This window comes from Chloroflexota bacterium (assembly GCA_026389585.1).
Lineage (GTDB): Bacteria > Chloroflexota > Dehalococcoidia > UBA2247 > RBG-13-53-26 > JAPLHP01.
Genome location: JAPLHP010000011.1, coordinates 1 through 23,060, shown reverse-complemented (window position 1 = coordinate 23,060; position 23,060 = coordinate 1). Strand labels below are relative to the sequence as shown.

The 23,060-nt window shown below is 54.5% G+C and carries 19 protein-coding genes and 2 pseudogenes; 14 read left to right on the top strand and 7 right to left on the bottom strand.

Annotation, left to right across the window (positions count from 1 at the left end; all coding sequences use genetic code 11):
• Positions 1 to 76 precede the first annotated feature (76 nt).
• Together NTZ04_00640 and NTZ04_00635 are read right to left on the bottom strand one after the other, a co-directional pair.
• Entirely contained in the window at positions 77 to 1,294 is a 1,218-nt protein-coding gene (locus NTZ04_00640) for a CoA transferase (GenBank protein MCX5990834.1), read from the bottom strand.
• Between the two features lie 16 nt (positions 1,295 to 1,310).
• Positions 1,311 to 2,528 carry a CoA transferase gene (locus NTZ04_00635; GenBank protein MCX5990833.1) on the bottom strand — a complete coding sequence of 406 codons (1,218 nt, stop codon included), beginning with the start codon at positions 2,526 to 2,528 and terminating at the stop codon, positions 1,311 to 1,313.
• Positions 2,529 to 2,804: 276 nt separating this feature from the next.
• Between NTZ04_00635 and NTZ04_00630 the strand changes: the two genes are divergently transcribed.
• From NTZ04_00630 to NTZ04_00605, 6 genes and pseudogenes are all read left to right on the top strand, one after another.
• Entirely contained in the window at positions 2,805 to 3,134 is a 330-nt protein-coding gene (locus NTZ04_00630) for a hypothetical protein (GenBank protein ID MCX5990832.1), read from the top strand.
• Between the two features lie 141 nt (positions 3,135 to 3,275).
• Positions 3,276 to 3,824: a PHP domain-containing protein gene (locus NTZ04_00625; protein MCX5990831.1), complete on the top strand. Its 549-nt coding sequence runs from the start codon at positions 3,276 to 3,278 to the stop codon at positions 3,822 to 3,824.
• A gap of 22 nt (positions 3,825 to 3,846) precedes the next feature.
• Positions 3,847 to 5,409, top strand: a complete 1,563-nt coding sequence (locus tag NTZ04_00620; protein MCX5990830.1) for a CoA-binding protein — start codon at positions 3,847 to 3,849, stop codon at positions 5,407 to 5,409.
• Positions 5,410 to 5,510: 101 nt separating this feature from the next.
• Positions 5,511 to 5,675 (top strand): hypothetical protein, encoded by a 165-nt coding sequence (locus tag NTZ04_00615; protein ID MCX5990829.1) that lies wholly within the window; start codon positions 5,511 to 5,513, stop codon positions 5,673 to 5,675.
• A 97-nt stretch (positions 5,676 to 5,772) separates the two neighbouring features.
• Positions 5,773 to 5,835 (top strand): annotated as a pseudogene (locus NTZ04_00610) (zinc-ribbon domain-containing protein).
• Positions 5,836 to 5,883: 48 nt separating this feature from the next.
• Positions 5,884 to 6,204, top strand: coding sequence for a DUF4870 domain-containing protein (locus tag NTZ04_00605; GenBank protein ID MCX5990828.1), 321 nt, complete (start codon positions 5,884 to 5,886; stop codon positions 6,202 to 6,204).
• 78 nt (positions 6,205 to 6,282) lie between these two features.
• On the opposite strand, the gene NTZ04_00600 is transcribed toward NTZ04_00605, so the two are convergent.
• Positions 6,283 to 7,854, bottom strand: a complete 1,572-nt coding sequence (locus NTZ04_00600; protein MCX5990827.1) for a CoA-binding protein — start codon at positions 7,852 to 7,854, stop codon at positions 6,283 to 6,285.
• Positions 7,855 to 7,991: 137 nt separating this feature from the next.
• Positions 7,992 to 8,288, bottom strand: a complete 297-nt coding sequence (locus NTZ04_00595; GenBank protein ID MCX5990826.1) for an MFS transporter — start codon at positions 8,286 to 8,288, stop codon at positions 7,992 to 7,994.
• Between the two features lie 251 nt (positions 8,289 to 8,539).
• On the opposite strand from NTZ04_00595, the gene NTZ04_00590 reads away from it, so the two are divergent.
• The 3 genes from NTZ04_00590 to NTZ04_00580 all read left to right on the top strand — a co-directional run bounded on the left by NTZ04_00590 (position 8,540) and on the right by NTZ04_00580 (position 10,435).
• Entirely contained in the window at positions 8,540 to 9,130 is a 591-nt protein-coding gene (locus NTZ04_00590) for a PAS domain S-box protein (GenBank protein MCX5990825.1), read from the top strand.
• Between the two features lie 79 nt (positions 9,131 to 9,209).
• A complete protein-coding gene (locus NTZ04_00585) occupies positions 9,210 to 9,500 on the top strand; it encodes a hypothetical protein (GenBank protein ID MCX5990824.1) in 291 nt (96 codons plus the stop codon).
• 26 nt (positions 9,501 to 9,526) lie between these two features.
• Positions 9,527 to 10,435 (top strand): IS1595 family transposase, encoded by a 909-nt coding sequence (locus NTZ04_00580; protein MCX5990823.1) that lies wholly within the window; start codon positions 9,527 to 9,529, stop codon positions 10,433 to 10,435.
• A gap of 63 nt (positions 10,436 to 10,498) precedes the next feature.
• On the opposite strand, the gene NTZ04_00575 is transcribed toward NTZ04_00580, so the two are convergent.
• Positions 10,499 to 11,386, bottom strand: a complete 888-nt coding sequence (locus NTZ04_00575) for a hypothetical protein (GenBank protein MCX5990822.1) — start codon at positions 11,384 to 11,386, stop codon at positions 10,499 to 10,501.
• 515 nt (positions 11,387 to 11,901) lie between these two features.
• On the opposite strand from NTZ04_00575, the gene NTZ04_00570 reads away from it, so the two are divergent.
• From NTZ04_00570 to NTZ04_00555, 4 genes and pseudogenes are all read left to right on the top strand, one after another.
• Entirely contained in the window at positions 11,902 to 13,620 is a 1,719-nt protein-coding gene (locus NTZ04_00570) for an NAD(P)/FAD-dependent oxidoreductase (GenBank protein MCX5990821.1), read from the top strand.
• Between the two features lie 17 nt (positions 13,621 to 13,637).
• Positions 13,638 to 15,284, top strand: a complete 1,647-nt coding sequence (locus NTZ04_00565; protein ID MCX5990820.1) for an NAD(P)/FAD-dependent oxidoreductase — start codon at positions 13,638 to 13,640, stop codon at positions 15,282 to 15,284.
• A 530-nt stretch (positions 15,285 to 15,814) separates the two neighbouring features.
• Positions 15,815 to 17,089, top strand: a pseudogene (locus tag NTZ04_00560) (tryptophanase).
• Between the two features lie 90 nt (positions 17,090 to 17,179).
• Positions 17,180 to 18,556 carry a tryptophanase gene (locus tag NTZ04_00555; protein MCX5990819.1) on the top strand — a complete coding sequence of 459 codons (1,377 nt, stop codon included), beginning with the start codon at positions 17,180 to 17,182 and terminating at the stop codon, positions 18,554 to 18,556.
• A gap of 95 nt (positions 18,557 to 18,651) precedes the next feature.
• Here NTZ04_00555 and NTZ04_00550 read toward each other — a convergent pair whose 3' ends face one another.
• Positions 18,652 to 20,610 (bottom strand): FAD-dependent oxidoreductase, encoded by a 1,959-nt coding sequence (locus NTZ04_00550; protein MCX5990818.1) that lies wholly within the window; start codon positions 20,608 to 20,610, stop codon positions 18,652 to 18,654.
• Positions 20,611 to 20,681: 71 nt separating this feature from the next.
• Positions 20,682 to 22,748 carry an FAD-dependent oxidoreductase gene (locus NTZ04_00545; GenBank protein MCX5990817.1) on the bottom strand — a complete coding sequence of 689 codons (2,067 nt, stop codon included), beginning with the start codon at positions 22,746 to 22,748 and terminating at the stop codon, positions 20,682 to 20,684.
• A 234-nt stretch (positions 22,749 to 22,982) separates the two neighbouring features.
• Here NTZ04_00545 and NTZ04_00540 point away from each other — a divergent pair.
• Positions 22,983 to 23,060, top strand: a 78-nt coding sequence (locus NTZ04_00540) for an IS200/IS605 family transposase (GenBank protein ID MCX5990816.1), incomplete at its 3' end; no start/stop codon positions are given.

The following is a 23,060-nucleotide window of genomic DNA, read 5'->3' as shown; positions in this document are numbered from 1 at the left end:
AGTCTTATCCCTTATCAACCCTCCATCCTTGAGAGCTGAAGTCCTGCTCCTCAGATACGCGTCACGGCCTTGAATCTCACTTGGCTTTGGCCGCAATCTCCAGTGCGCCCTGCCCTTTTAGCTGCTCTATCTCGCCGTCTGACATTTTCAGCAGCTCACGGCAAATCTCTGCAGTGTGCTGGCCAAGAAGCGGTGCCGGCCTGCTCGGAGGCAGCTTCACCTCTGACATCCTGAAGGGTATGGCCGGATACATCCTCTTGCCTGACACGGGATGATCAATCTCTACGAAGGCATTCAGCCACTTAAGCTGCAGATCATCCAGAATGTCGGCAGGCCGCTGGCACACACCGGCTGCCACTCCTGCAGATTGCAGAACATTCATCACTTCACGAGGGCCATGTTGAATAGTCCATTCTCCAATCAGCTTATCCAGCTCATCAACGTTCCTCAATCGGCTGACAACGTCAGCGAATTTGTGATCCTTCGTCCAGGATGGGTTGCCGATCGCCTTACAGAATTTCTCCCATTCGTCACTGGTAAACACACTGACGGCACACCACTCATCATTGCCCTTGCAACGATAGCAGCCGTAGGGCGCAGCATAAGGACTGCGGTTCCCCACCGGCTTCTGAACCCGTCCGTTTATGGTATAGTCTAGGCAAGCCTCCCCAATCAGGCCGGCTGCCATCTCTACCTGAGACATGTCAATGAATTGCCCCTTCCCCGTGCGTCGTCTGTAGTCGAGGGCAGCTAGTGCCGCCACCACCGCCTGCTTGCTTGCCATATGGTCGGGAAGCGGCACATTGGCTCCTACAGGGTAGGGGTCAGTAGGATGAGCCCAGAGCGCCAGCAGACCAGAGGCAGCCGCCAGCATAGGCCCATAAGCCTGGTAATCGGCATATGGTCCGCCACGACCAAAACCCTGACTGCTAACGTAGATGATATCGGGTTTGATCCGGCGTACATTCTCGTAATCCAGGTCATGGCTCTTCATAACATCGCCGCGGAAGTTTTCCCCTATGATGTCAGTCATCTTGATCAGCTTTCTGACAATCTCCCTCCCCTCCTCCTTCTTCAGGTTTACCCCAAAACTCCGCGTACTGCGGTTCGACTCATTGAAACCAGCGATGTTGTTCGGATCCGCTCCAATAGTCCTCATGAAATCCATGCCTTCTTTGGACTCTATCTTGATGACATCGGCTCCGAACTCACCGAGAATCTTGCCGAAATCAGGTATTACAGCACCTTGGCTAAAACTCAGAACCCGTATTCCTTCCAGAGGAGTGTTTGGCATTTTCTTGACCTCCTTCCTACGCGACCCCGGCACGCCTGAGGGCGACCAGATCATATTTGGAAAAACCCAGCTCACCGTAATAGATCTCCTCGTTATGCTGGCCCAGGCATGGGGCCGGACGCCTCATGCCACAGAATGTACCAGTCCATTTATAGGGGGGGGCGGGGTACTTGAACTTGCCCACCACAGGATGATCCATGTCAACAAAGAACTTCCTCGCCTTTGTCTGAGGGCTGTTGACAAACCCGCCTACATCATAGATCGGCACAACAGGAACACCCTCATTATGCCCCCTCTCAAACAGCTCGAGCATGGTATATTTCATGGTGAACTCTATCATGAGAGCATACAGATCGGCAGCATTCCCAATGCGATAGTAAAACTCGCGCCATTGAGGCAGTTTTAATACCTCAGGCTCATCAAGCACTTTAACCAGGGCATCCCACTGTCTCGGCGTAAGGGCAACAATCCGGATCATTCCGTCCTTGCAGGGGTAGACGGGGTATATTGCAGCGCCGAGGCGCCCCTCGGGGGGTGGCGGCGGGCTGCCGGGGTTGATGTTATACGAGTACATAGGCAGCATCCAGGGATAGAGGCCAATGCGTGAGCATTCATGCACAGAGACATCAATGTATTGACCATGTCCTTTGCTTCCGCGAAGATAGAGTGATAAAACCACTTGTATGGCAGCTATCAGAGAAGCAGCATCATACGATGCCAGGCCAGGCAGGTTGATCGGTGCCCCATCCTGGAAGCCGCTGGTGATCATCGTGTTGCTCATAGCATAGTCAACTATTGCAGAACCCTTCCAGTCCTTATACGGGCCGGTCTGACCGAACTCGGTAATGCTTGCCATTATGAGGCCCGGGTTTATCTTCTTCAGTGCCTCATAGTCCAGTCCCAGGCTTGCCATATATCCTGGTGGATATGTCTCCACCAGTACATCTGCTTTCTTAACCAGTTTCTTGAAAATCGTCTTGCCAGCAGGGTCCTCGATATTCAAGGTAATTCCCCGCTTGTTGGCATGCCGATAGAGAAAATGCAGGCTTTTCTCCATATGAGGGACATCACCTGCGAAAGGTGGTATCCTCCGGCTGGGGTCACCTTCCGGGCTCTCGACTTTGATCACATCAGCTCCAAGATCTGCCAGCAGCTTGGTACAATACCCACCCTTCTTGTCAGCCAGATCAAGTACACGATACCCAGTCAATGCCCCTTCCTGTTGCTCTGCCATAGTAACACCTCCTTTCATTTTCATCATGAGCACACAGCAACTATGGGGTTCTGGTAGCCAACCTATTCTATAGCATCTCTCGGATTCTGTCACCCGCTGGCATTATCCATTTTGCCACAGTTCACAGCAACTTAAGTTAGCTGGCATAGCAGCCCTTCCGAAGATAGAAAACTGTCCATGTCCATAGTCAGATGCGCCAGCCAACGGGGAGGAAAACCGCTACAGCCTATAGGGTATGTTATAATAATCTCACGGCTGTTAACCGGAGGAAGAGAGATGACAACAGAATTCACTCATCCCGAATTGAACCAGGAAGTGAGCTCAATATCCGGCTATTACATACCACGTGAGGAACATACCATACCATATGACGGCCGGGAGGTACTCTACATTGTAGGAGATGCGTGCATTGAGGCCTCCTGCTGCGGCGTAGCCAGTTGGAGCTATATTCAGGTCCCTGGATTTCTGGTGAAAAGGCAATTGCGAGGTGGGGGAACCGCCCCAATAGTTTCAGAAGTGGAAACCATCCAAGACAAGGAGATCCGCAATAATCTCACACAGTCTTTACTGAAGAAATACCCGGGCGCCCGGGTAGAGATCTGGTAGGTCGGCACATCCAACACAATCCCAGAGCCAAGGCTTTCCTGTATGGCCGCTCTGGCCAATAACAGATCTCCCAATTACATCGCGCTGTGAACAAGATAGGTGATCTATTTGGTCAATGCTAGAGTGAGTAAGGTATAGCATTTGAAGCTGGATCTGCATACCCATTGTCGCGAGGCAACAGCCTGTCCGCATCCGACCCCAGACATCGTGAGGCAGATCGTCTCCGCAGTCAAAGCTCAGGGATTGGACGGCATCGCCATCACAGAGCATTACACCGATACCTACGCTTATGAAGTGAAGGAAATAGTCCATCGCTATTTCAATGATGAGATCCTGATCATCCCCGGCAAGGAGATCGATAAGGTATTCCTGAAGATTGACAAGGCGCTGTTTCACCTAGTGGAGTTGTACCTTCCCGGCGATGTCACCTTCAGGTTCATCGCCCACCCCGGCCACCCGTGTATCAGAAACCTTGGTTCTTATATAGATAGCACTATTCACGGTATCGAATTCAGAAACCCTGCACACGATGATGAGATGGATGACACGATGATAATGGAGTTGGCCAAGAAGCACGACCTTGTACTGCTGACCAACAGCGATGCCCATTCACTGGCAGATATCGGCACATATCATAATGAGATCGACATTGATTTGCTCTGTGCCCGAGCCAGGGTAAATCAAACATAGCCTATCCACTTCTGAAATGATCATGATGAACCAGCCAGGTCTGGAGTACATCTTTCACCCTCGATCGATAGCAGTGGCCGGTCTTTCCCCAGACCCATATGGGACATGGCTCAATCAGGTCTACCTCGATTCGCCTCTGAAAATGGGATTCAAGGGGCCAATCTACCCCATAAACCCCAAAGGAGGACACATCGGAAGGCTTCCCGTGTACGCCAGTTTGAAAGATGTCCCTGGCCCTGTGGATTACGTCATCTCCTGCATTCCTGCCCGACACACCCCAAAGTTGATGGAGGACTGTCGCGACGCCGGTGTCAAGGTGATGCAACTCTATACTGCCGGATTTGCTGAGACAGGAGAGCCGCAAGGTATTGATCTGCAGAAGAGGTTGCTGGAGATCGCCCGCAGCAGCGGCATACCCATCATTGGGCCCAATTGCATGGGAATCTATTGTCCCGATTCAGGGATAAACTTCTCCATGGACTTCCCCAGAGAGAGTGGCCCTCTCGGGATTCTCTGCCAGAGTGGTGGCAATACCGCATACATCATCCGCAGCGCTCTTGTGCGGGGACTTCGTTTCAGCAAAGCTATCAGCTATGGCAACGCCTGCGATATCAACGAGTGTGACCTCCTGGAATACCTGGCCGATGACCCCAATACCAGGGTTATCGCCGCGTACATTGAAGGCACCACTGACGGTCGACGCCTGGTCAGAACGCTCACCAAGGCAGCTTCGAAGAAGCCTGTTGTAGTATTCAAAGGCGGTTATACCGAGGGCGGGGGCAGGGCTACTGCCTCCCACACCGGATCCCTCGCCGGGACCGACAGTGTCTGGGAGGGTCTTCTAAGGCAAACCGGGGCCATCAGAGTCTACAGCGTGGAGGAAATGGCAGATGTACTGGTGGCACTGCTGCGTATGAAACCGCCACAGGGATTGAATGCGTGCGCCGTGGGTATCGGCGGCGGCGCCAGCGTTCTCGCCACAGATGAGCTGGAGCGTGCTGGATTGAAACTGCCCTCTATACCAGCAGGGACAGAAAACAGAATGAAAGAGATCATCCCACTGGCTGGCGGTATGCTCTGTAACCCCATCGATGCTTTCCCCCTTGTTGGAGTACTGCTGAACCGTTCTCTTGTTGAACAACCCGCACCTGCCGGGGAAGAATCCCCCGTTGCGGCGGCGGCACTGGGAGATAGAGGATGGGGTGATTTCCTGGAGGCAATCGAGGACTGGCAAGGATTGGATCTGGTAATATTTCACTTTGCCTTCGACACGCCGCCCATTCCCGCGGGTGATTGGGTTGCAACTACTGTGGAGCCAACATTAGCTGCTGTCATGGAATGCAAACTGCCTATGGCCGTGGTTTTCCACTCCATGGCCACCAATGCTTCATGGCAGGTATCATTGACGATACAGGAATTGTGTCTGAAAGAAAGAATCCCCTTTTTCCTCACACTAAGAGGGGCGGCTCAAGCTATCCGGAAGCTGATAGAATTCAACAAGGCATATCCAGCGAAGCTTGCCAGCCTGCAAGAGCCCGGCGGTGACCAAGGGAACACGGGAAGCTATGCATTGCCCAGCCATTAACGTTTTCGGGCCGCTACTGAGTCAAGAAGGAGGTCATTTCTAAAGAGTCTTGACAGCTGGTGTTATCCCGGAGCGGCACTCCCGGGGCATGGGGCCTAGTCATGATTCTGTTGAGTGCCCTGGCACTGGCGCTGATTTTCCAGACCATGTACTATATAGAGGACAACGATGGCACCATCCGTGAGGGCGTGTACATTGCCACGGTCGGTGCTTTCGCCACAGCCTATGCAGGAGAGCTGGAATGGAGGCATCCCTACAAGAAGTAGCCCATCGGCAGGCTCTCTGCTGACCATGCCATGTCTATTTCACCTCGGAACTGAAGAGCTTATCTCCCAGCCACGCCGGGGTACTAAGGAGGCAAAAATGTTCTGTCCAAAGTGTGGGGCCGAAAACGATGAAATCAGCAAATTCTGCCAGAAGTGTGGCTCAGTTCTCGCTCCAGATGCCCCTAAGCCCACCGGGACCAGCACCGGCCTGGAGCCAAACATCGCTGGACTGCTCTGCTACGTACTGGGTTGGGTAACCGGACTCATATTCATACTCTTGGAGAAGGAGAACCATTTCATCCGTTTCCATGCCATGCAGTCCATAGTCACATTTGGAGCAATCACAGCCGTGATGGTTGTGCTTTCCGTTCTTCGTGAGCTGTGGCTTGTTGGCGCCCTGTTTGCAGCCCTCTACGTGATCGCATGTATCCTGGCGGTTGTCCTCTGGATCGTGCTCATGGTCAAGGCCTATCAGGGCGAGAGATACAAACTTCCCATAGCCGGTGAGTTCGCCGAGAAGCATATCTGAAGGCGAAGCTGTGCCACACCATCCACTCAGCAAGATAATCCAGCAGCGTGCCTGATTGTGAAAGCCAGAACAAGATGGCTATCCGCAGGGTGCGGGCGGAAAACCACCACTGATGCTGGGAAGCCTATCTGGATAGGCCTGGTAGTAATCGATCAACTTCCGGATTGCCACAGCCGCCCCCCTCATGGAGAGGAATAGAGGGAGGCCAAACTCTACGCAGAGTGCCCGCAATTCAGCCGAAGCCCGCCAGGTATCATCATTTCCCATGGAGTGGAGAACAACAACGCTGGGCAATTCACATGCTTTAGCAGCCAAAACCATTGGACCCACCACGAAGGCAATGTCCCACTCGCCCACTGGCATTGGGCTTATGTCGAAGCCGTGCTGGTAGACCACCAGATCGAGGCCACTCCACTCCCTTAACACGGCATTCAGCCGGCTCCAATGGCCCATGGCTCCTGTGCCTGCCTTCTCCCGCAGCAGGTCAACCCACTTGCGGTTTCCCAGGCTATTCAAAAACTCCATCACATCCAGCGCCGGCACTGGGCTAGCGTCGATCGGATTGCGGAGCATACTGTTTGCCAGATCAATGAACTCCTTTAACTTCGACCTTGTCTCCTCCGGCATAGGGACAAGTCGCAACCCCACTCGCTCCAATTCATCAGTAGCCATGACACTGGCGCCGCCTCCGTGTCCCACAACACAGGTGTTCAGACCTTTGGGAGGTTTGGCACGGAGCAACGCCACCAGCATGTCCACCATCTCTTCAATACTGTATACCCTGATAGCCCCAGCCTGTCTGAGGAGGCTATCCCAGACCACATCGGTCCCTGCCAGAGACCCTGTATGTGAAGCCGCAGCCCTCAGTCCACCAGCAGTAAAGCCTCCTTTGAAAACCACCACCGGCTTGGCAGAGGCTGCTCTGTTCAACGCCTTGACCAGGCGGCGACCGTCTTTGACACCCTCAATGTAGGCTGCAATCACCTTGGTTTCAGGGTCCTCTGCAAAATAGTCCAACAAATCACATTCGTTGATGTCGCAGGCATTGCCATAGCTGACAACCTTGCTGAAACGCAGGCCGCGAGCCACTGCTTGCCGCACCATATAGGTGACATTGCCACCGCTCTGGCAAAGATATCCTACAGGTCCCACCTCTATTGGGAAGTCCGGACATAGACCAATCTTACCCTTGGGGTAGTAGATGCCCAGGCAATTGGGACCGATAATGCGGATGTTACCCTGTCGGGCTATCTCCACCAGCCTGTTCTGAACCTCGACACGATCAGGTTCACCGGTCTCGGCATAGCCAGATGCGAAGACATGCACCACCTTGACTCCAATATCCCGACAGTCTTCCATGACTTTTGGGGTGTGCAGAGCAGGAACAGAGATAACGACATGATCCACCGGTCCCGGGATGTCCTTCAAGCTGCGGTAGATGGGAAAACCCGCCATCTCTCCCCCCTTCGGATTCACCAGGTAGATCTGGCCGGGGTATCCACTCTGGAGCAGAGAGTCGAGGTATAGCTGTTTGATCCACATCTTGGGCAAGTCAGCCGAGATGCCCACAACGGCCACCGAGCGGGGATGGAAGATGTAGTCGAGGGGGGGCGGGTTGCGCCTGCCGCCAGGGCGTGCAGCAGTATTCAATACTTCGAAGTCCTGTGAATCGTATCTACCAAATGGTTGACGCCAGGGATAGAGCAGAGAGAGTCTGGTTTCAAGATTTCATGCGCCTGCCAGTGTTACTCCAAGCTCAAAATGATAGTCCACCCCCGGCCCCATTGTCAAAACACACCCAGTAAAACCCTCCGGTATCCTATCATGTCCCCCAGACGGCCATAGAGCAGAATGAGGCAGCTAATGGTCAACAGATAGACTGTCGGTACCCACTGCGCTATCGATATCTCGGTATTGAAGTACCCTGTAATGGATGGAAGGACGGTATTGACGATGCTGCTATCGAGAGGCCCCATAATGCTCCCCAGCATCACTACCGCCAGGATAAGCCACTTGGTCTTGATATCTTCCTTTGGCCCGGGTGCCGCCGTGTCGGTCATCCACTCCTCCAGATGATAGACCATCGCTCATGCTCCTATTCATTAAGACTTGCCTGATGCGGGCACTCCATAGAAAGCCTTGCCGGAGACAACTATGAACCCTTTGGGTCATCTTATTGGGCCATTTGTATCTTGTCAGGGTGGTGGCCAGGGCGGAAAATAGAGTTATTGATAAATGAGATACGAGATCATATCGTGTATGTAATATCTAAGCCGACTAACACTGTGATGAAGGCAAATCCTCATAGGCCACTGAAGGGAAGAGGGATCTGACCATGATAGTACACAAGGAAATAGCAGAGAGGGATAGCGAGCTTCTGTATAGAGTCATTTTCGAGGCCACCCTTGATGGTTTGGAGGTTATCGATGCTGAGACGGGGAGGGTGGTACTGGCCAACCAAGCTATGGCCAAGATCTTCGGGTTTACGTTCCCGACGGAGATGATCGGCCTGAATCCACTGAACCACATCCCCACAGAAGACAGAGACCGGGTAGCCAGGATGATAGCCGAAGATATGTTCCAGAAGAACATGCGGCGGGTCATGGAACTCAGGGCCATAACCAGGGACGGCAGGGAGATATGGCTCAGCGCCCTTGGTGTGAGAATAGAGTATCAGGGAAGGCTCGCCGGCTTGATTTCCGTCAGGGATATCACCGCCCAGAAGCTGGCGGAGACGAGGCTGCAGGCATCAGAAGAGGAGAGGCACTTGCTGATGCAAAACTCCGATGAAGCCGTCGTTGTGGTACAGGATGGGATGCTGAAGTTTGCTAACCCCAAAGCCGTGGAGTTCACGGGCTATTCAGAGAAGGATATGAACACCAGGACATTTACGGAATTCATCCATCTTACCTCACTCTCAATCTAACCCAGACTTAACCAACATCCTTCCGGTAGCACTACAAGGAACCCACGATAATGTGCCACCATATAGGAAGTCATGGTCTTTGACTTATGGTGAACAATTACTGATTGATGTTATTGCCATGGATACGACCAGAACCAAGTTATTCCTCTATAGGAGTGATCTCCCCTATGCCAGAGACCTCGGAGGAGATCAATATGTCTTTCCCATTCCACGTAACAACACGCCACAGGACATGAGGAAAGATGGCTTTGTTTCTACTGTAAGTATTCGGGCAGATGTGCCAACAGAATCCATTGATCAAATCTACCGTGCTTTCATAGACGAACGCAATTATCCCTTGACATTTCGTATTGTTTATGCTATAGTGTAGGTATAAGATGAGATTGGAGAAAAGAGATGAAAACCTATACTACAAAAAACTTTAATGAACAATTCCCGAATGATGATGCTTGTCTTGATTTCCTTTTCAAACTTCGCTTTCCAAATGGCGTTTATTGCGATAAATGCGTGAAGGTAACTAAACACTACAAGAGGTCTGGAGGAAAATTCTACGCCTGTGAGTTTTGTGGTAGGGGTATCTCTCCGACTGCGGGGACTATCTTCCACAAATCCGATACGCCTCTCTGCTCTTGGTTCCATGCTATCTTCCTAATGTCCTCTACTAAGACGGGGATCTCTGCCAAACAACTTCAGAGGGAACTGGGTGTCACCTACAAAACAGCATGGCGTATATTCAATCAGATTCGCAAACTCATGTCCGAGAATGTTAATCCGCTTACTGGACAGGTTGAAGTTGACGAGTCCTATTTTGGTGGTAGAAAACCAGGTAAGCGTGGCCGTGGTGCATCTGGCAAGGCGATTGTCATGGGCATGGTGGAGCGTGACGGAAATGCAATCACCAAGGTAGTTCCCAATGTTCAAGCCCGAACATTGCTGCCCATGATTGAAGCTAGGATTGCCAGAGAGGGCAAGACAGTTATCTTTACGGATGAACTTGCCAGCTACAATCATATCGAAAGATTGGGATATGCCCATGAAATAGTTCAACATGCTGCCAAACAGTATGTTAATGGGACTGCCCACGTCAACACTATTGAATCGCTCTGGAGTAACATCAAGCGTGGTATCAGTGGCGTTAATCACTCGGTCAGCCCTCTTTATCTTCAGTCTTACCTCGACTCTTACGTTTACCGCTACAATCATCGGAAGGACGAGACTCCACTATTCCTGTCTCTTTTGGAGCGTGTTGCCACTCTGAAACAGGTTGAGCAGCCTTCTTTAGGAGACTTTCAAACCGCTTCTTAGTTAGGGGTTGCTTCATCAAAGGATGCTTGGCCATTAGCGCCCTCCATTAGTGTGATAAGAAAGCTACTTTGGTGTTTCTTCTTTTTGCTCCGACAACTTAATTTGGTCATCCAGAGTTGGCGTGTGTTGCTTTTGCCAGTTTTCATCGTTCTGTTTTCTCGCTTGAACCAAAGCTGGCTGATTAAGAACCTCCAGAATTTTCTTCGCCGGTATCACAATGGCTATACCTATATTTACCTGACCATTTTTGTCACTGTCCATTACTAACTGGTCATTCTTGGACTCAGGTGGGATATCCCAGTGCCCATGCATCAATCCGAGGAAATAAAAGGCGCCGACCCTGCCGAACGGACTTGTCTCTCTAACAAATGCTGGCGACCCACTTAACCCACCAATAGACCTAGCTTCAATCAAATATGCCTCAATATTGCCAAATTCCTTGGTTACAACTGGCTCGCCCGGCATCATTGCAATATTCCCCATACGTATTATTGGTTGATTCCTTGAAGACCCAGCGAGATACGCAAAAAGCCCTGTGATAAAAACTTCGTCCCCAGTTCCAATACCCTTGCTCCGAATTATTTCATCGGAAAGGAACATGGTATCTGGGATTGGAATGTATTCAACCTGTTCAGGGGGCACCCAAGGGATAACAGCAACATCCACAGATGAGTCAATGGGATGATACCACCATTTTGCCCCCTCGCCTCTTATTAACTGTGAACCTCCATCTTTTGTATTGACTCGGACTAGGAATGGTTTACCCTCAAGTGCAACAGCCACATGTTTAGCCGTTACTAGGCACATATAACTGTTCCCCGGAATCACAGCCGAGGGAACTGCAACAAAAAAGGCAGTTCCCTTAAATGATAAGGCTACCTGTCCATTAGGTTGAGAAACTGGCAAACCTACAAATACAACACACTGTCTAACTTCATCAGGAACACGCATGTTAGCGTCACTCCTTTGGGAAAGATAGTATATGACAGTATTCCCCAACCTTCGTTCGACATATGTACTTAGCATTATACCACACCCCTACGAAATGTCAAGGGATAATGGCGTAGACGAAACAGGTGAATTCAAGGTGCAACCTATTGGCCGACAGCACTACGATTGACGAGGGAACTTTATGTAAAAACCATGGTTAGGCATCATATGAGATGGATAGTTTTATTTTTCAGAAGCCATCCACCTCTACCGAACACTACCGGATTATGAAAACAGTTGACATCCTCTGCCTTCTTGTGCTAGCGTGCCAAGGGGGGATATGGGAACCGTGCCGTACTGCTTTAGCATGGGGCCTGACTCGTTGATCCGGGCCGAAGTGCCCGAATGGTGTTTTCTGCACAGATGTTCTGAAGCCAGTTGACGGATAGCTACATAGGACAGCAATCTTCTGATCAGGGATCCGCAAAGGGTGGGAGCAGAGACATGCTCGCTAGTCAGCCAGATAGGAGGAAAACATGAGCAAGGACGAAAGATACGATGTGGTGATTGTGGGTGGTGGGCACAACGGCATGACAACGGCGGCATATCTGGCCAAGTGCAAGCTGAGCGTCTGCGTATTGGAGGAGAGGACAGAGTCCGGCGGGCCCTGTGAGACCGTGGAACCCATGGCCGGGGTGCGTATCTATCCCCATGCCATGCTCATGTACGGAGCTCCATCTCCGGGCTTCGAGCAACTGGAGCTTTGGAAGCACGGCTTCCGCATGTCCTGGAGTCCGATGGATCTTATGAAGTCCATGGGTGCCATAGGCCAGCCGACCACGGCCGGTATCGAGGCGCCCAACCCGAAGGACATGGAGGGGTTTGCCAAGTTGAGCGGCTTGGCCAGCGCGACTCCCTTTGTGCAGGAGCTTCTGCGGGCCACATTCTGGTGCCCGCCCCATCCGCCTGAGGTGGAGGTCACGGACGAGAACGTACCCTACATGCAGGTGTACAAAGAGCGGCAGCCGGATGTGTGGACCCCGGAACTGCGTGAGATGACCATGTTTGACCTCATGGACGAGCACATGAAGACCGAGTCGGTCAAGACTATGCTGGCATTCGCAGCGTGGGCCTCAGGGGCGGCCGGCCACTGGGAGGGTGTGGCCATTCCTTCTTTTCTTTCAGACATCCTCATCTTGATAGCAGGGAAGTTGAGCGTGCCACGCGGCGGCCTGCACGGCTATTTCCACGCTATACATCGTGCGGACGTGGCCAATGGCGTCGTGGTGCGCACCTGCTGTCCCGTTGATGAAATTATCATCCGGGATGGCCGGGCCGTGGGGGTGCGACTGAGGGATAACGCTGCTTCGGGCGCGAAGACACTATGGGCCAACAAGGCCGTGATCGCCGCGGTGGACTACAAGCAGACCTTCCTGAAGTTGATCGGGAAGCAGCACCTGGACCCCGGTTTCGTCCAGCGCATAAAGGACATCAGTCTTAAGGGAGGGAGTCTCTATGTGTCCACCTTGCACACGCGTAGGCCCATCCGCTGGCGTGAGAAGTTCAGAGTGATGGATGAGGTGGGGCTAGGCCCTAACAAGACTCCCTGTGGGGCCGTCTACCCCTCGGATTCGCGACAGATCTACTACGAGAACGTGATGGATGTGGATGGTCGCAAAGGCAACCCGACCGTGCCGCCGGAGAGACTGATGTGGTTTCTCACCCCATCGCAGGCGTTCGACCCCACTGATTGCCAGGGTTATCATCCCAAGGGGTACATATCGGCAGCTTTTGAGGTCAATGTTCCCCCGCCAGAGTACCACATCGAAGGGCCAGATGCCATCGATAAGATCAAGGATAAGCTCAATGCCTACATGCGCGAAGCCTTCTCTCAAGCGCTGGATGGCCTGGACTCGGATAATATCATTCACCACTGGGCAGCGACACCGTACGAAGCTGAGTTCCGCCACAGCGGCCTGGTCGGCGGGACCTGGTGCGGCACCCGGCACTGCCGTGACCAGCTATGGACGCAGCGCCCGCTGCCCGAGCTGGCCCGCTACCGGACGCCCATCGACGGACTCTACCATTGCCATCAAACTTCCGGGCATCCGGGCGCGCTGTGCCTGATGGCTATCCCGTACAACCTGATGCACATCCTGATCGAGGACGGGATCGCCCAGCCGGGCAAATGGTGGTACCCGTCGCCTTGGTATATACCCCAGCAGGGCAAGATCTCGGCCATACCCCCGAGGTAGGGGAAGAGGAGGACGTCATGCGAGAGCAACCTATCTTCAAGATGTTCGACGAGTTCCCCGACGAAACCACCTGGGACGTCGTTATCATCGGAGGCGGCCCCAACGGTCTGATGGCCGGAGCGTATCTGGCCAAGGCCGGACTGAAGGTGGCCGTGGTGGAGCGCCGCTTCGAAGTCGGAGGCGGGCTGGCCACGGAGGAGATCATCTTCCCTCTGTATTCCTCCAACCCGCACGTTGTCTATCACATGATGGTGGACTACATGCCGGTGATCAAGGACTTCAACCTCGACGACCATGCCCTGGTCTGGGTCAAGCCCAACTCTCAGACGGCCATGGTGTTCGAAGACGGCAAGTCGCTGGTGCTGACCCGCATGATAGAGGACACCAAGGATTCCATCAGCAAGTTCTCGTTCAAGGATGCCATCGCCTTCGGCAAGGTCATGCGCACCTGGCGGCGCATCGTCAACGAGATAGTGGCTCCGGCCACCTACATACCTCCCATGTCCCCCATCGACCTGTCCGTGGCCATGCAGCGCACCCCCATCGGCGCGGAGATGCTGGAGATGGTCGACCGCAGTCCACTGGAGATCATCAACGATGTCTTCGAGAACGACCGGGTGCGCGCTCTTATGCTCTACTCCAGTTGCATGTGGGGGCTGGACCCCATGGAGACCGGCATCGGTTTCTTCGTGCCCCTGCTTCTGGACAGAGGGATGAACAAGTGCCTCTGCTACGGCGGCTCGCACAAGTTCGCCGCCGCCATGGCCAGAGAGATCGTGCGGAACGGAGGCATGATTCTGGAGGCCGCCGAAGCCACCAAGATCCTGATGAACAACGGACGGGTGGAGGGCGTTCTCATCGGGTATGAAGAGAGGACTCTGCGAGCCAAAGTGGTCATGTCCACCCTGGACCCCCAGACCACCTTCTTCGATCTGGTGGGCAAGGACAATCTGCCTGCCTCTCTGAAGGACGCCGTAGAGGGCTGGAAGTATGATAAGTGGAGCTTCTACACCCTGCACGTTGCCTCTGAGGAAGCCCCTCACTATGCCTGCGATGACACTTGGGTGAATGAGGCCTTCATGACTGTCTTCGGTTTCGAGAGCACCGGGCAACTGCTGGCCCACTGGGACAACGTGGTGAAAGGCAAGATCGGCAGCAACTTCGGCGGTCACTCGACCTGCGAGAGCCTCTTCGATCCCCATCTCAGCCGCAAGCCCGGCAAGCACGTGTCCTTCTTCCAGATGCACGCTCCCTACGAGATCGAGGGCGGCTGGGAGAAAAGGGCCAAGGAACTGGATGAGGCCATTCTGGCCAAATGGCAACGCGTGGCGCCCAACATGAAGAAGGCGAACATCATCGGCACCAATAACGAGACGCCCGAGGATATCGCCATCCGCTTCCCCAACATGCGCCGCGGGGCCATAAAGCACGGCGATTACCGGCCGGTGCAGATGGGCTGCTTCCGCCCCAACCAGGAATGTTCATCCACCAGGACGCCCATCGAGGGCCTCTACGTGTGCGGCGTGTCCACCTATCCGGGAGGGCTGGTGTTGGGAGGGCCGGGATACCTCGGCGCCAACAAGGTGGCTGAGGACCTGGGCGTCAAGAAGTGGTGGAAACCGACGCCGGAGATGGAGAAGTACGTCAAGACATATTTGACGTGAAGGGGTGCCTGCCACCAAGTTAGTTGACGATGACGCTCCTGGCGAGCCGAATCGAATGCTGCTTTTGTGCAAGCGGCTCACCCAAGCCAGCCAGCGCTGACATCACTCAAGCCAACCATCGGCCAGAGTCACCCGGTTCTGGTGTGAGACCATCGTCTCTTAAGAACTGTGGTCTATGCACGCTCAAGTGCTTCCGGGAGACTTGAGCCTAGAGCAATGGCGCAGGACAGCTTGAAGTTCCACAAGGTGGTGCTGGGGTGGTTGCCTGTATGGCAAATAGGAAGGGTGGACACCCCAATCTGTGCAACAAGAGGCCGCTGGCGATCTTCGGACCCCCGGCTTGAACGCTACATACGAAGACAGCACGGATTTTGCCTTTCATCCTTCATGCTCTTCCGCGCGACCCCCTGCTCCAGAGGCTACCCAGCCCGCGTTCTACCTGACAGCAGGCCCAACTATTGAGGTGATACAATAGGCGGGGGTATCGGATAAACTTAACGACGGGAAGCAAACCTACGGAGTGAAGACAGATGAGAAGCGAGCCTTTCAAGATTAAGGAAGTCAAGAAGATCACGGCGCTCAGGCCCTACGAACGGTGGAACATCCTGAAGCAAGCGCATTTCAATACGTTTCACGTTTGTTCCGATCATGTGGCCTTTGACATGGTGGCGCGGGGGATGTCGGCGTGGTCCCACTTCCAGAAGGCCGGGCTGATGATTGGCGATGAAGCCTATGCCGGCGCCAGAAGCTTCCTGCGACTGGAGAGTGCCGTCCAGGAAGTCCTGGGCATTGACCGGCTGGTGCCAACGCACAATGGAATCGGTTCAGAGAAGCTCCTGGCAGCGACGATGATTCAACCGGGCCAGACTGTTCTGCACAACCGCGGGCGGTGCGAAGGGCTGGTCCTTGCCAACAAGGGAAAGAGCGTTGACGTTAGTGTCAAAGATGCCGCCAAGTACGGAGAGCCGGAGAAGTTCGGCGGGAATCTGGATGTGGCGAAACTGAAGCGGCTGCTGAAGGAACTCGGAAGAGATGGAGCCGCCTACATCCAGATTGAAACGTGCCCCGACGCCTGGAATGGCCAGCCTGTATCGCTGCCCAACATCGAGGCGGTGAGAAAGCTCGCGACCGCCTACTCGCTCCCGCTGGTCGTGGACATTTCAAACGTTCTCGAAAATGCTTATTGGATCAGGAATGTAGAGGCCTCGGATCAAGAAATAGTAGACATAGCGAAAAAGATCATTCAACTGGCGGACGTCGTTCTGATGGATGCCAGCCAGGACCCCAGATCGGACGTAGGCGGTTTCATCGCCAGCCGCCACGACGAGTGCTTCGAGAAACTCCGAAACGAGGTCGTAGTTTTTGAAGGTCTGCACACGTATGGTGGCGTGTCGGGCAGGGCCATGGAGGTTTTTGCCGTCGGCGTTGCAGAAATGAGGAAAACGGAATACACCGAATGGTATCAGGAGCAAATTGGCACACTTTACAACATGATCCAGGCCGAAGGCGTGCCGGTGTTCAAGGGCACCAGGGGCTTCGCGCTGAATGTAAAGCAGTTCCTGCCCCACATTCCGAGTGAGGAATCTCCCAAGTTCGCCCTGGCGGCTTCCCTGTATATCCAGGGCGGCATGCGCGGCAAGATAGAAGGGCTGTGGGACTATCACGCGAAAGGCGAGGGGGCCAGGACACTGATGTTCGAGCTTCCCCGGTGCGCATATACGATAAACCATCTGAGAGAGGTCGCGGACGTGGTGGTGGCGGTGTACAAGAATCGAGACGACTTGACCGGCCTTTCGCTGAAGAACGATCCTGAATTTGTGGACGAGGCCCAGTTTGAGCCCCTGAAGCAACGCCTGTTTGTTTCGTTTCCGCGGGTGGAGCGCTCAGAGAAGCGGATGTACGAGCCGTACAAGATCGCCATTTTCGAACCGGTAAGGATGGTGGACAAAGCATACCGCAAAAAGGCCATGGCGGAAGCCGGATACAACACCTTCCTGCTCAAATCGGAAGACGTTTATCTGGATCTCCTGACCGACAGCGGAACTTCGGCCATGAGCTGCTACCAGTGGGAGGGGATGACCAACACCGGCGACACTCCATACAGCAGCCGCCATTACCTGAAGATGGTGGAAGAGTTCCGGGAGATCCTGGGCTACAACTACATCATTCCGACACACCAGGGCCGGGCCGCGGAACACATCATGTCCCAGTGCATGATCAAGCTGGGGCAGATCGTGCCCGGAAACATGTACTTCACCACGACCAAGCTTCATCAGGAGATGGCCGGCGGGGTTTTTGTGGACGTCATTGTGGACGAAGCGCACGATCCCACCAATCCGTTTCCGTGGAAGGGCAACATAGACTTGAAGAAGCTGGAGGGCGAGATTCTGCGCGCTGGTCCGGAGAATGTGGCTTACGTGAGTTTCGAGACCTGCGTGAACATGGCGGGCGGGCAGCCGATATCCATGCAGAACGCCAAAGACGTGGCGAAACTGCTTCACAAATACGGCATCCCGAACATGTACGACGCCACCAGGTGCGTTGAGAACGCCTATATGATCAAGTGGAAGGACCCTCAATACAGCGACAAACCCGTCAAGGAGATCCTGCGCGAACTGCTGAGTTACGGCGACGGCTGCACCATCAGCGCCAAGAAGGATTTCCTGGTCAACATGGGCGGATTGATCGCGTGCAACAGCCCCGACTTGAACCGTGCCTTCTTGAGGATGCTGAGGGTCTGGGAGGGGGATGTGACCAACGGTGGTCTGGATTCCAAGGACATCGAGGCGCTCCATCGAGGCTTGATGGATTCACTGGACGATGACTATATCAAGATGAGAGTTGCCCAAACCCAGGAATTCGGCCGCAAGCTTCAGGAGGCCGGTGTGCCGATTGTGGTACCTCCGGGCTCACATGCCGTCTTCATTGATGCCAAACGATTCCTGCCCCATATAGACCAGGAAGAATACCCGGCGCAGGCCTTGACTGCGGCCATCTACATTGATTCTGGGGTGAGGACGATGGAGCGCGGGAACGTCTCCAAGGGTCGCGAGCCGAAGACCGGCCAGAACTACAGGCCAAAGCTGGAACTGGTCCGGTGCACCATCCCGCGCAGGGTGTACACCAATTCGCACATAGACTATGCGGTGGAAGGGATAGCGGGACTTTATCAGAAGCGCGACAGGATCACAGGGTTGAAGTTAGCTTATGAGCCAAAAGTCCTGCGGTTCTTCCAGGGCAGGTTTGAGCCGTTGAAGGAGTGGGAATTCTGAGACATTTTGCCGCCGCAATCCGCACGGGGGAAGAACAGGGGGACAGCCTCGCACGGGGCTGTCCCCTTTAAGGATCTCGCTCCAGAAGGATAGAATCAGATCTTTCTGGCTAGTTCTGCGCCTTCGGCGATGGCTTCGAGTACCTTGCGGGCCTTCTTGGCATCGCCGATAACATAGACCTCCGGCACCTTGCCCTTGATCTTCTCGCTCAGCTCATCCACCGATGTGGCGCCGCAGGTCAGTATGATAAAGTCCATGCCGCGGATGGTCTCGTCGCGGCCGTTCTTGGTATAGACCACCCCATCCTCCAGAATCTCCTTCACTGTGGCTGAGGTTATGGCCTTGATGCCATTTTCTCTCAACCTTGGCAGAAGCACCATTCTCGATTGTGGGATCTCGTCCAGAGCGATGTCCTGCAACATTTCAATGATAGTGATGTTGGTGCATCCTGAGGTCTGGTCCAGGCCGGGGTTGGCTATCCAGTCAGCTACTTCGCAGCCCACCATGCCACCTCCGATGATGACCACGTTCCCGCGGGATATAGCGACCTTACCCGTGAGCACATCGGCTCCCGTAGCCACCTTCTTCCCCTGCACACCTGGTATGGGCGGAATGAGAGGCTTGCCTCCGGTGGCCACAATAACCACGTCCGGCTTGAACTGCTCGATCAACTCCGGCGTAGCCTCCTTGTTCAATTCCACCTTGACCTTAGCCTTCTTCACCTGAGTGGTGAGATAGATGACCCATCTGGCCATGTCCTGCTTTGTGGGTGGAATGGGCGCCAGGTTCAATTGTCCTCCCATCTTGGAGGCCTTCTCCCACAGGGTGACATCGTGCCCCCTGATTGCAGCCACACGGGCTGCCTCCAGGCCTCCGGGGCCACCCCCGATCACCAGCACCTTCTTCGGCTTGGCTGCAGGGGTGATGACCATCTCCTTCTCCTTGCCGATTGTGGGATTGATGACGCAGGTGAAGCCCTCGAACGTCAATGGCATCCGAAGACATCCCTGCCCGCAGCTAGTGCAGGGAGCGATATCTTCGAACCTGCCGGCCTTTGCCTTGTTGGGTAGCTCGGGATCGGCCAGGAGGGCTCGCCCCATCATTATGATGTCGGCATATTCCTTAACGAGAATGTCATCTGCAAAACGGGGATCGGTGATCTTTCCTACCACTATAACCGGCACATTCACCATCTGCTTCACAGCAGCCGCGGCAGGCACATTTAACCCTGGGGGCATCCCCATGCATGGCAGCACCCGGTAGGTATGTTCAGGATCTACCCCGCCGGAGATTTCGATGGCATCTACACCGGCCTCTACCAGCTTGGGGGCTATGTACAGCGTGTCCATCAGGTCTCTCCCGCCGGGCACATGCTCATCGCCCGAGATGCGGATGATCACCGGGAAGTCCTTCCCGGCCTTCCTCTTGATGTTATCCACCACTTCCAGAACGAATCTCAGTCGGCCGTCGATGGTGCCCCCGTACTCATCAGTTCTCTGGTTGCGCAATGGTGACAGGAACGAGGCAGCCAGCATATATCGGTGACCGGCGTGCAATTCCATGCAGTCGCAGCCGGCCTCTCTCGCCCGTCTTGCTGCATCGCCGTACTGCTCTATGATCTTCTTTATTTCATCCACAGTGAGCTCGCGGCAGGCCTGCCCGTGTCTTCTGCTGACCAATACAGAAGGCCCTACGGGCTGTACTCCAAATATCCAGGAGAATGACTCCGGTCCTGGATGGCTGATCTGCGGTGCCACCTTAGCGCCGTGGGCATGCATGGCGTCAACCCACCTCTTGAAGCTGGGGATGAGCTTGTCATCCCAGAGTCCGACGCTCTGGACTATATACGGGAAAGCGGCATCGATGACCACAGTTTCGAATATGATCAGCCCCACCCCTCCCTTCGCCCGGGCCTCCCAGTAGTCGATCATCTGCTGTGGCACAGTACCGTCGGTAGGTGCCCAGGTGGTGGTCATGGGAGCCATAACGATACGGTTCTTCAGCTCCATTGCTCCGATCTTGATGGGTGTGAATAGCTTCTTCAGCGGCTTCATGGATGACCCTCCTCTTCCTAATAACTCTATGTAGAGTGGTAATAAACCACAACCCTTCTGCGCGGGTTGGTCTATATTTTACAGGCGATGGTCATGCCATCACCAATAGCCCCCCTTATCAAGCCCAGCTTCTTGCAGTCACCTATCACATACAGCTCGGGGACCTTCCCCTCGAGCGTCTTCTGCAGATCCATATTCGGCTCGACATTGCCGGCAATTACCACAGTTTCGCTTCCCACGGTCTTCTTGCCCCCATCTTTTGTGCTGAAAACGACCCCCTTCGGGGTTATCTCTTCGTACACCGCCCCGGTAACGACGGTGACTTCCGATTCCTGTAGACTCTGCCTCACCTCCGCCCTTCGCTTGCTTCCGACGTCGGGGGCGATCTTCCCTCCGCTATCCAAAAGGGTGACTTTTCTGCCTCTCTCTGCCAGAAACAAAGCCAGCTCGCAGCCTGCCAGGTCACCTCCTATGACTGTGACCCTCTTTCCCAGTGGCATCCACAACCGCGTCAGCCTCCTTATACGCGGAGGATTCAGGCAACGCCGCATCAGCGGACCGCCCAGTTGCAGCCCCAGTCTCTGCCAGGCAGGCAGCTTCTTGATGGCGGCCCCCTGCAGATTGCCGCCCAGCATTTTCTTCAGCTCCGGGCCACTCAGCACATTGCGGCCGTCCGACCCCCTTATGGAGGGTACGGACAGGTTCGGACCCAACGCCAGGATGACTGCATCCGGTTTGGCGGCACTGACCAGGGCAGGAGTGACATCATGCCGCAGCTTGACCTCTATTGGCAGACTCTTGACCTCCGTGGTGAGGTGGTTGAGCAGATTGTCGTTGTCGCTATGAACAGTGTCAGCGAAGAGGAGCGACCCGCCCAGTCGCCCCTGCTTCTCATACAGTGTGACGGAGTGTCCTCTCAAGGCCGCGACCCGCGCCGCTTCCATTCCCGCCGGCCCGCCGCCGACCACCATCACTTTCTTGGTCTTCGCCGCCCGCTCGGTGTTGAGCTGACGCTCTTTTCCCGTAGCAGCATTTACTGCACAGTGCATGTTGGTGAAATCACCCTCGGCTATCGAATCGAAGCAGTTCTCGCAGGAGATACATCTCCTGATATGCTGGAGTTCTCCCTTCAGGGCTTTGTTCGGCAGATCGGGGTCTGCCAGCAGCGGGCGCCCCATGACTATCAGGTCTGCCTGATCAGCTTGCAGTATCCTCTCTGCCAGGACCGGGTCGTGGATTCTGCCCACAACCATCACGGGCACATTCACCGCTTTCTTTATGGCCGCGGCAGTCGGCGCGTTGAAACCAGGTCCGAAGCTCGAACCTGCGATAATACCTGTGCTGAGCCTGTCGATAACGCCTCCGGAGATGTGAAAGGCATCTACCCCGGCCTCAACCAGCTTCGGGGCTATCTCCTTTGTCCCTTCTACGTCGCGGCCGCCAGGCGTCCGCTCGTCACCCGAGATGCGGATGGTCAAAGGGAAGTCTTTCCCTGCCTTGGCCTTCATCCTCTTGATGACTTCTATGGGGAACCGCAGCCGCCCTTCGACCGTGCTGCCGTTGTATGCATCCGTCCGTTTGTTGCGCAAAGCCGAGATGAACGACCCGCACATCATGTAGGCATGGGCGCAGTGCAACTCCATCCCATCGTAGCCGGCTTCTCTGGCCCGCCTGGCCGCCTCACCGTACTGCTCGATGATCAATTCGATCTCTTCGAGCGTGACCTCACGGCACATCTGCGCGGTTACTGCAGACTGGAACGGCGATGGCCCCAGGGGTTGCAGCTTGTTGATAAACGGTGCGAATGACTCCGGCCCGGCATGCGAGATCTGCGGCACTATCTTGGCGCCGTGGGCATGCACGGCCTTGGTCAATTCCCGGTGATTGGCGATAAGTTCGTCACCCCACAACCCCACCGTGTGCAGTTGGTAGGGGTACTGGCGGTCCACAGTGCAGACTTCAAAAGTGATCAACCCGACGCCGCCCCTGGCTCGGGCCACATGATAGTCTATCAATCGCTGAGTGATGGTATCACCCGGGCCTGCCCACTGAGTAGTCATTGGTGCCATCACAAGGCGGTTCTTTACCTCCATCGATCCGATACTGACCGGGCTGAAAAGCTTTTGCAGAGAAGTCACTACGTACCTCCTGGTGTCACCGGCGTCGCCCGCCCATTTCCCTCAATTCTACTCTCTCGTTATCCGCGTCTTCAATAGGATAACTGCACCGGACTTCAGTATCATTATGGGCCATGGAGGTGATTACTTGCCATGCCTGAGTTATGCAATGCATAAAGCCGACAACCGACACGTGTCATTCTCTTTTAGGGTCTGATACCCCGCCGCTTGCGGCGAATGAATTAGAATAGATGCATGAGCATCTATTTACACAAGAGCCACAATGTAAGCGTATTGTTGTATCATCTGGTGTTTCCAACGAAATACCGTCGG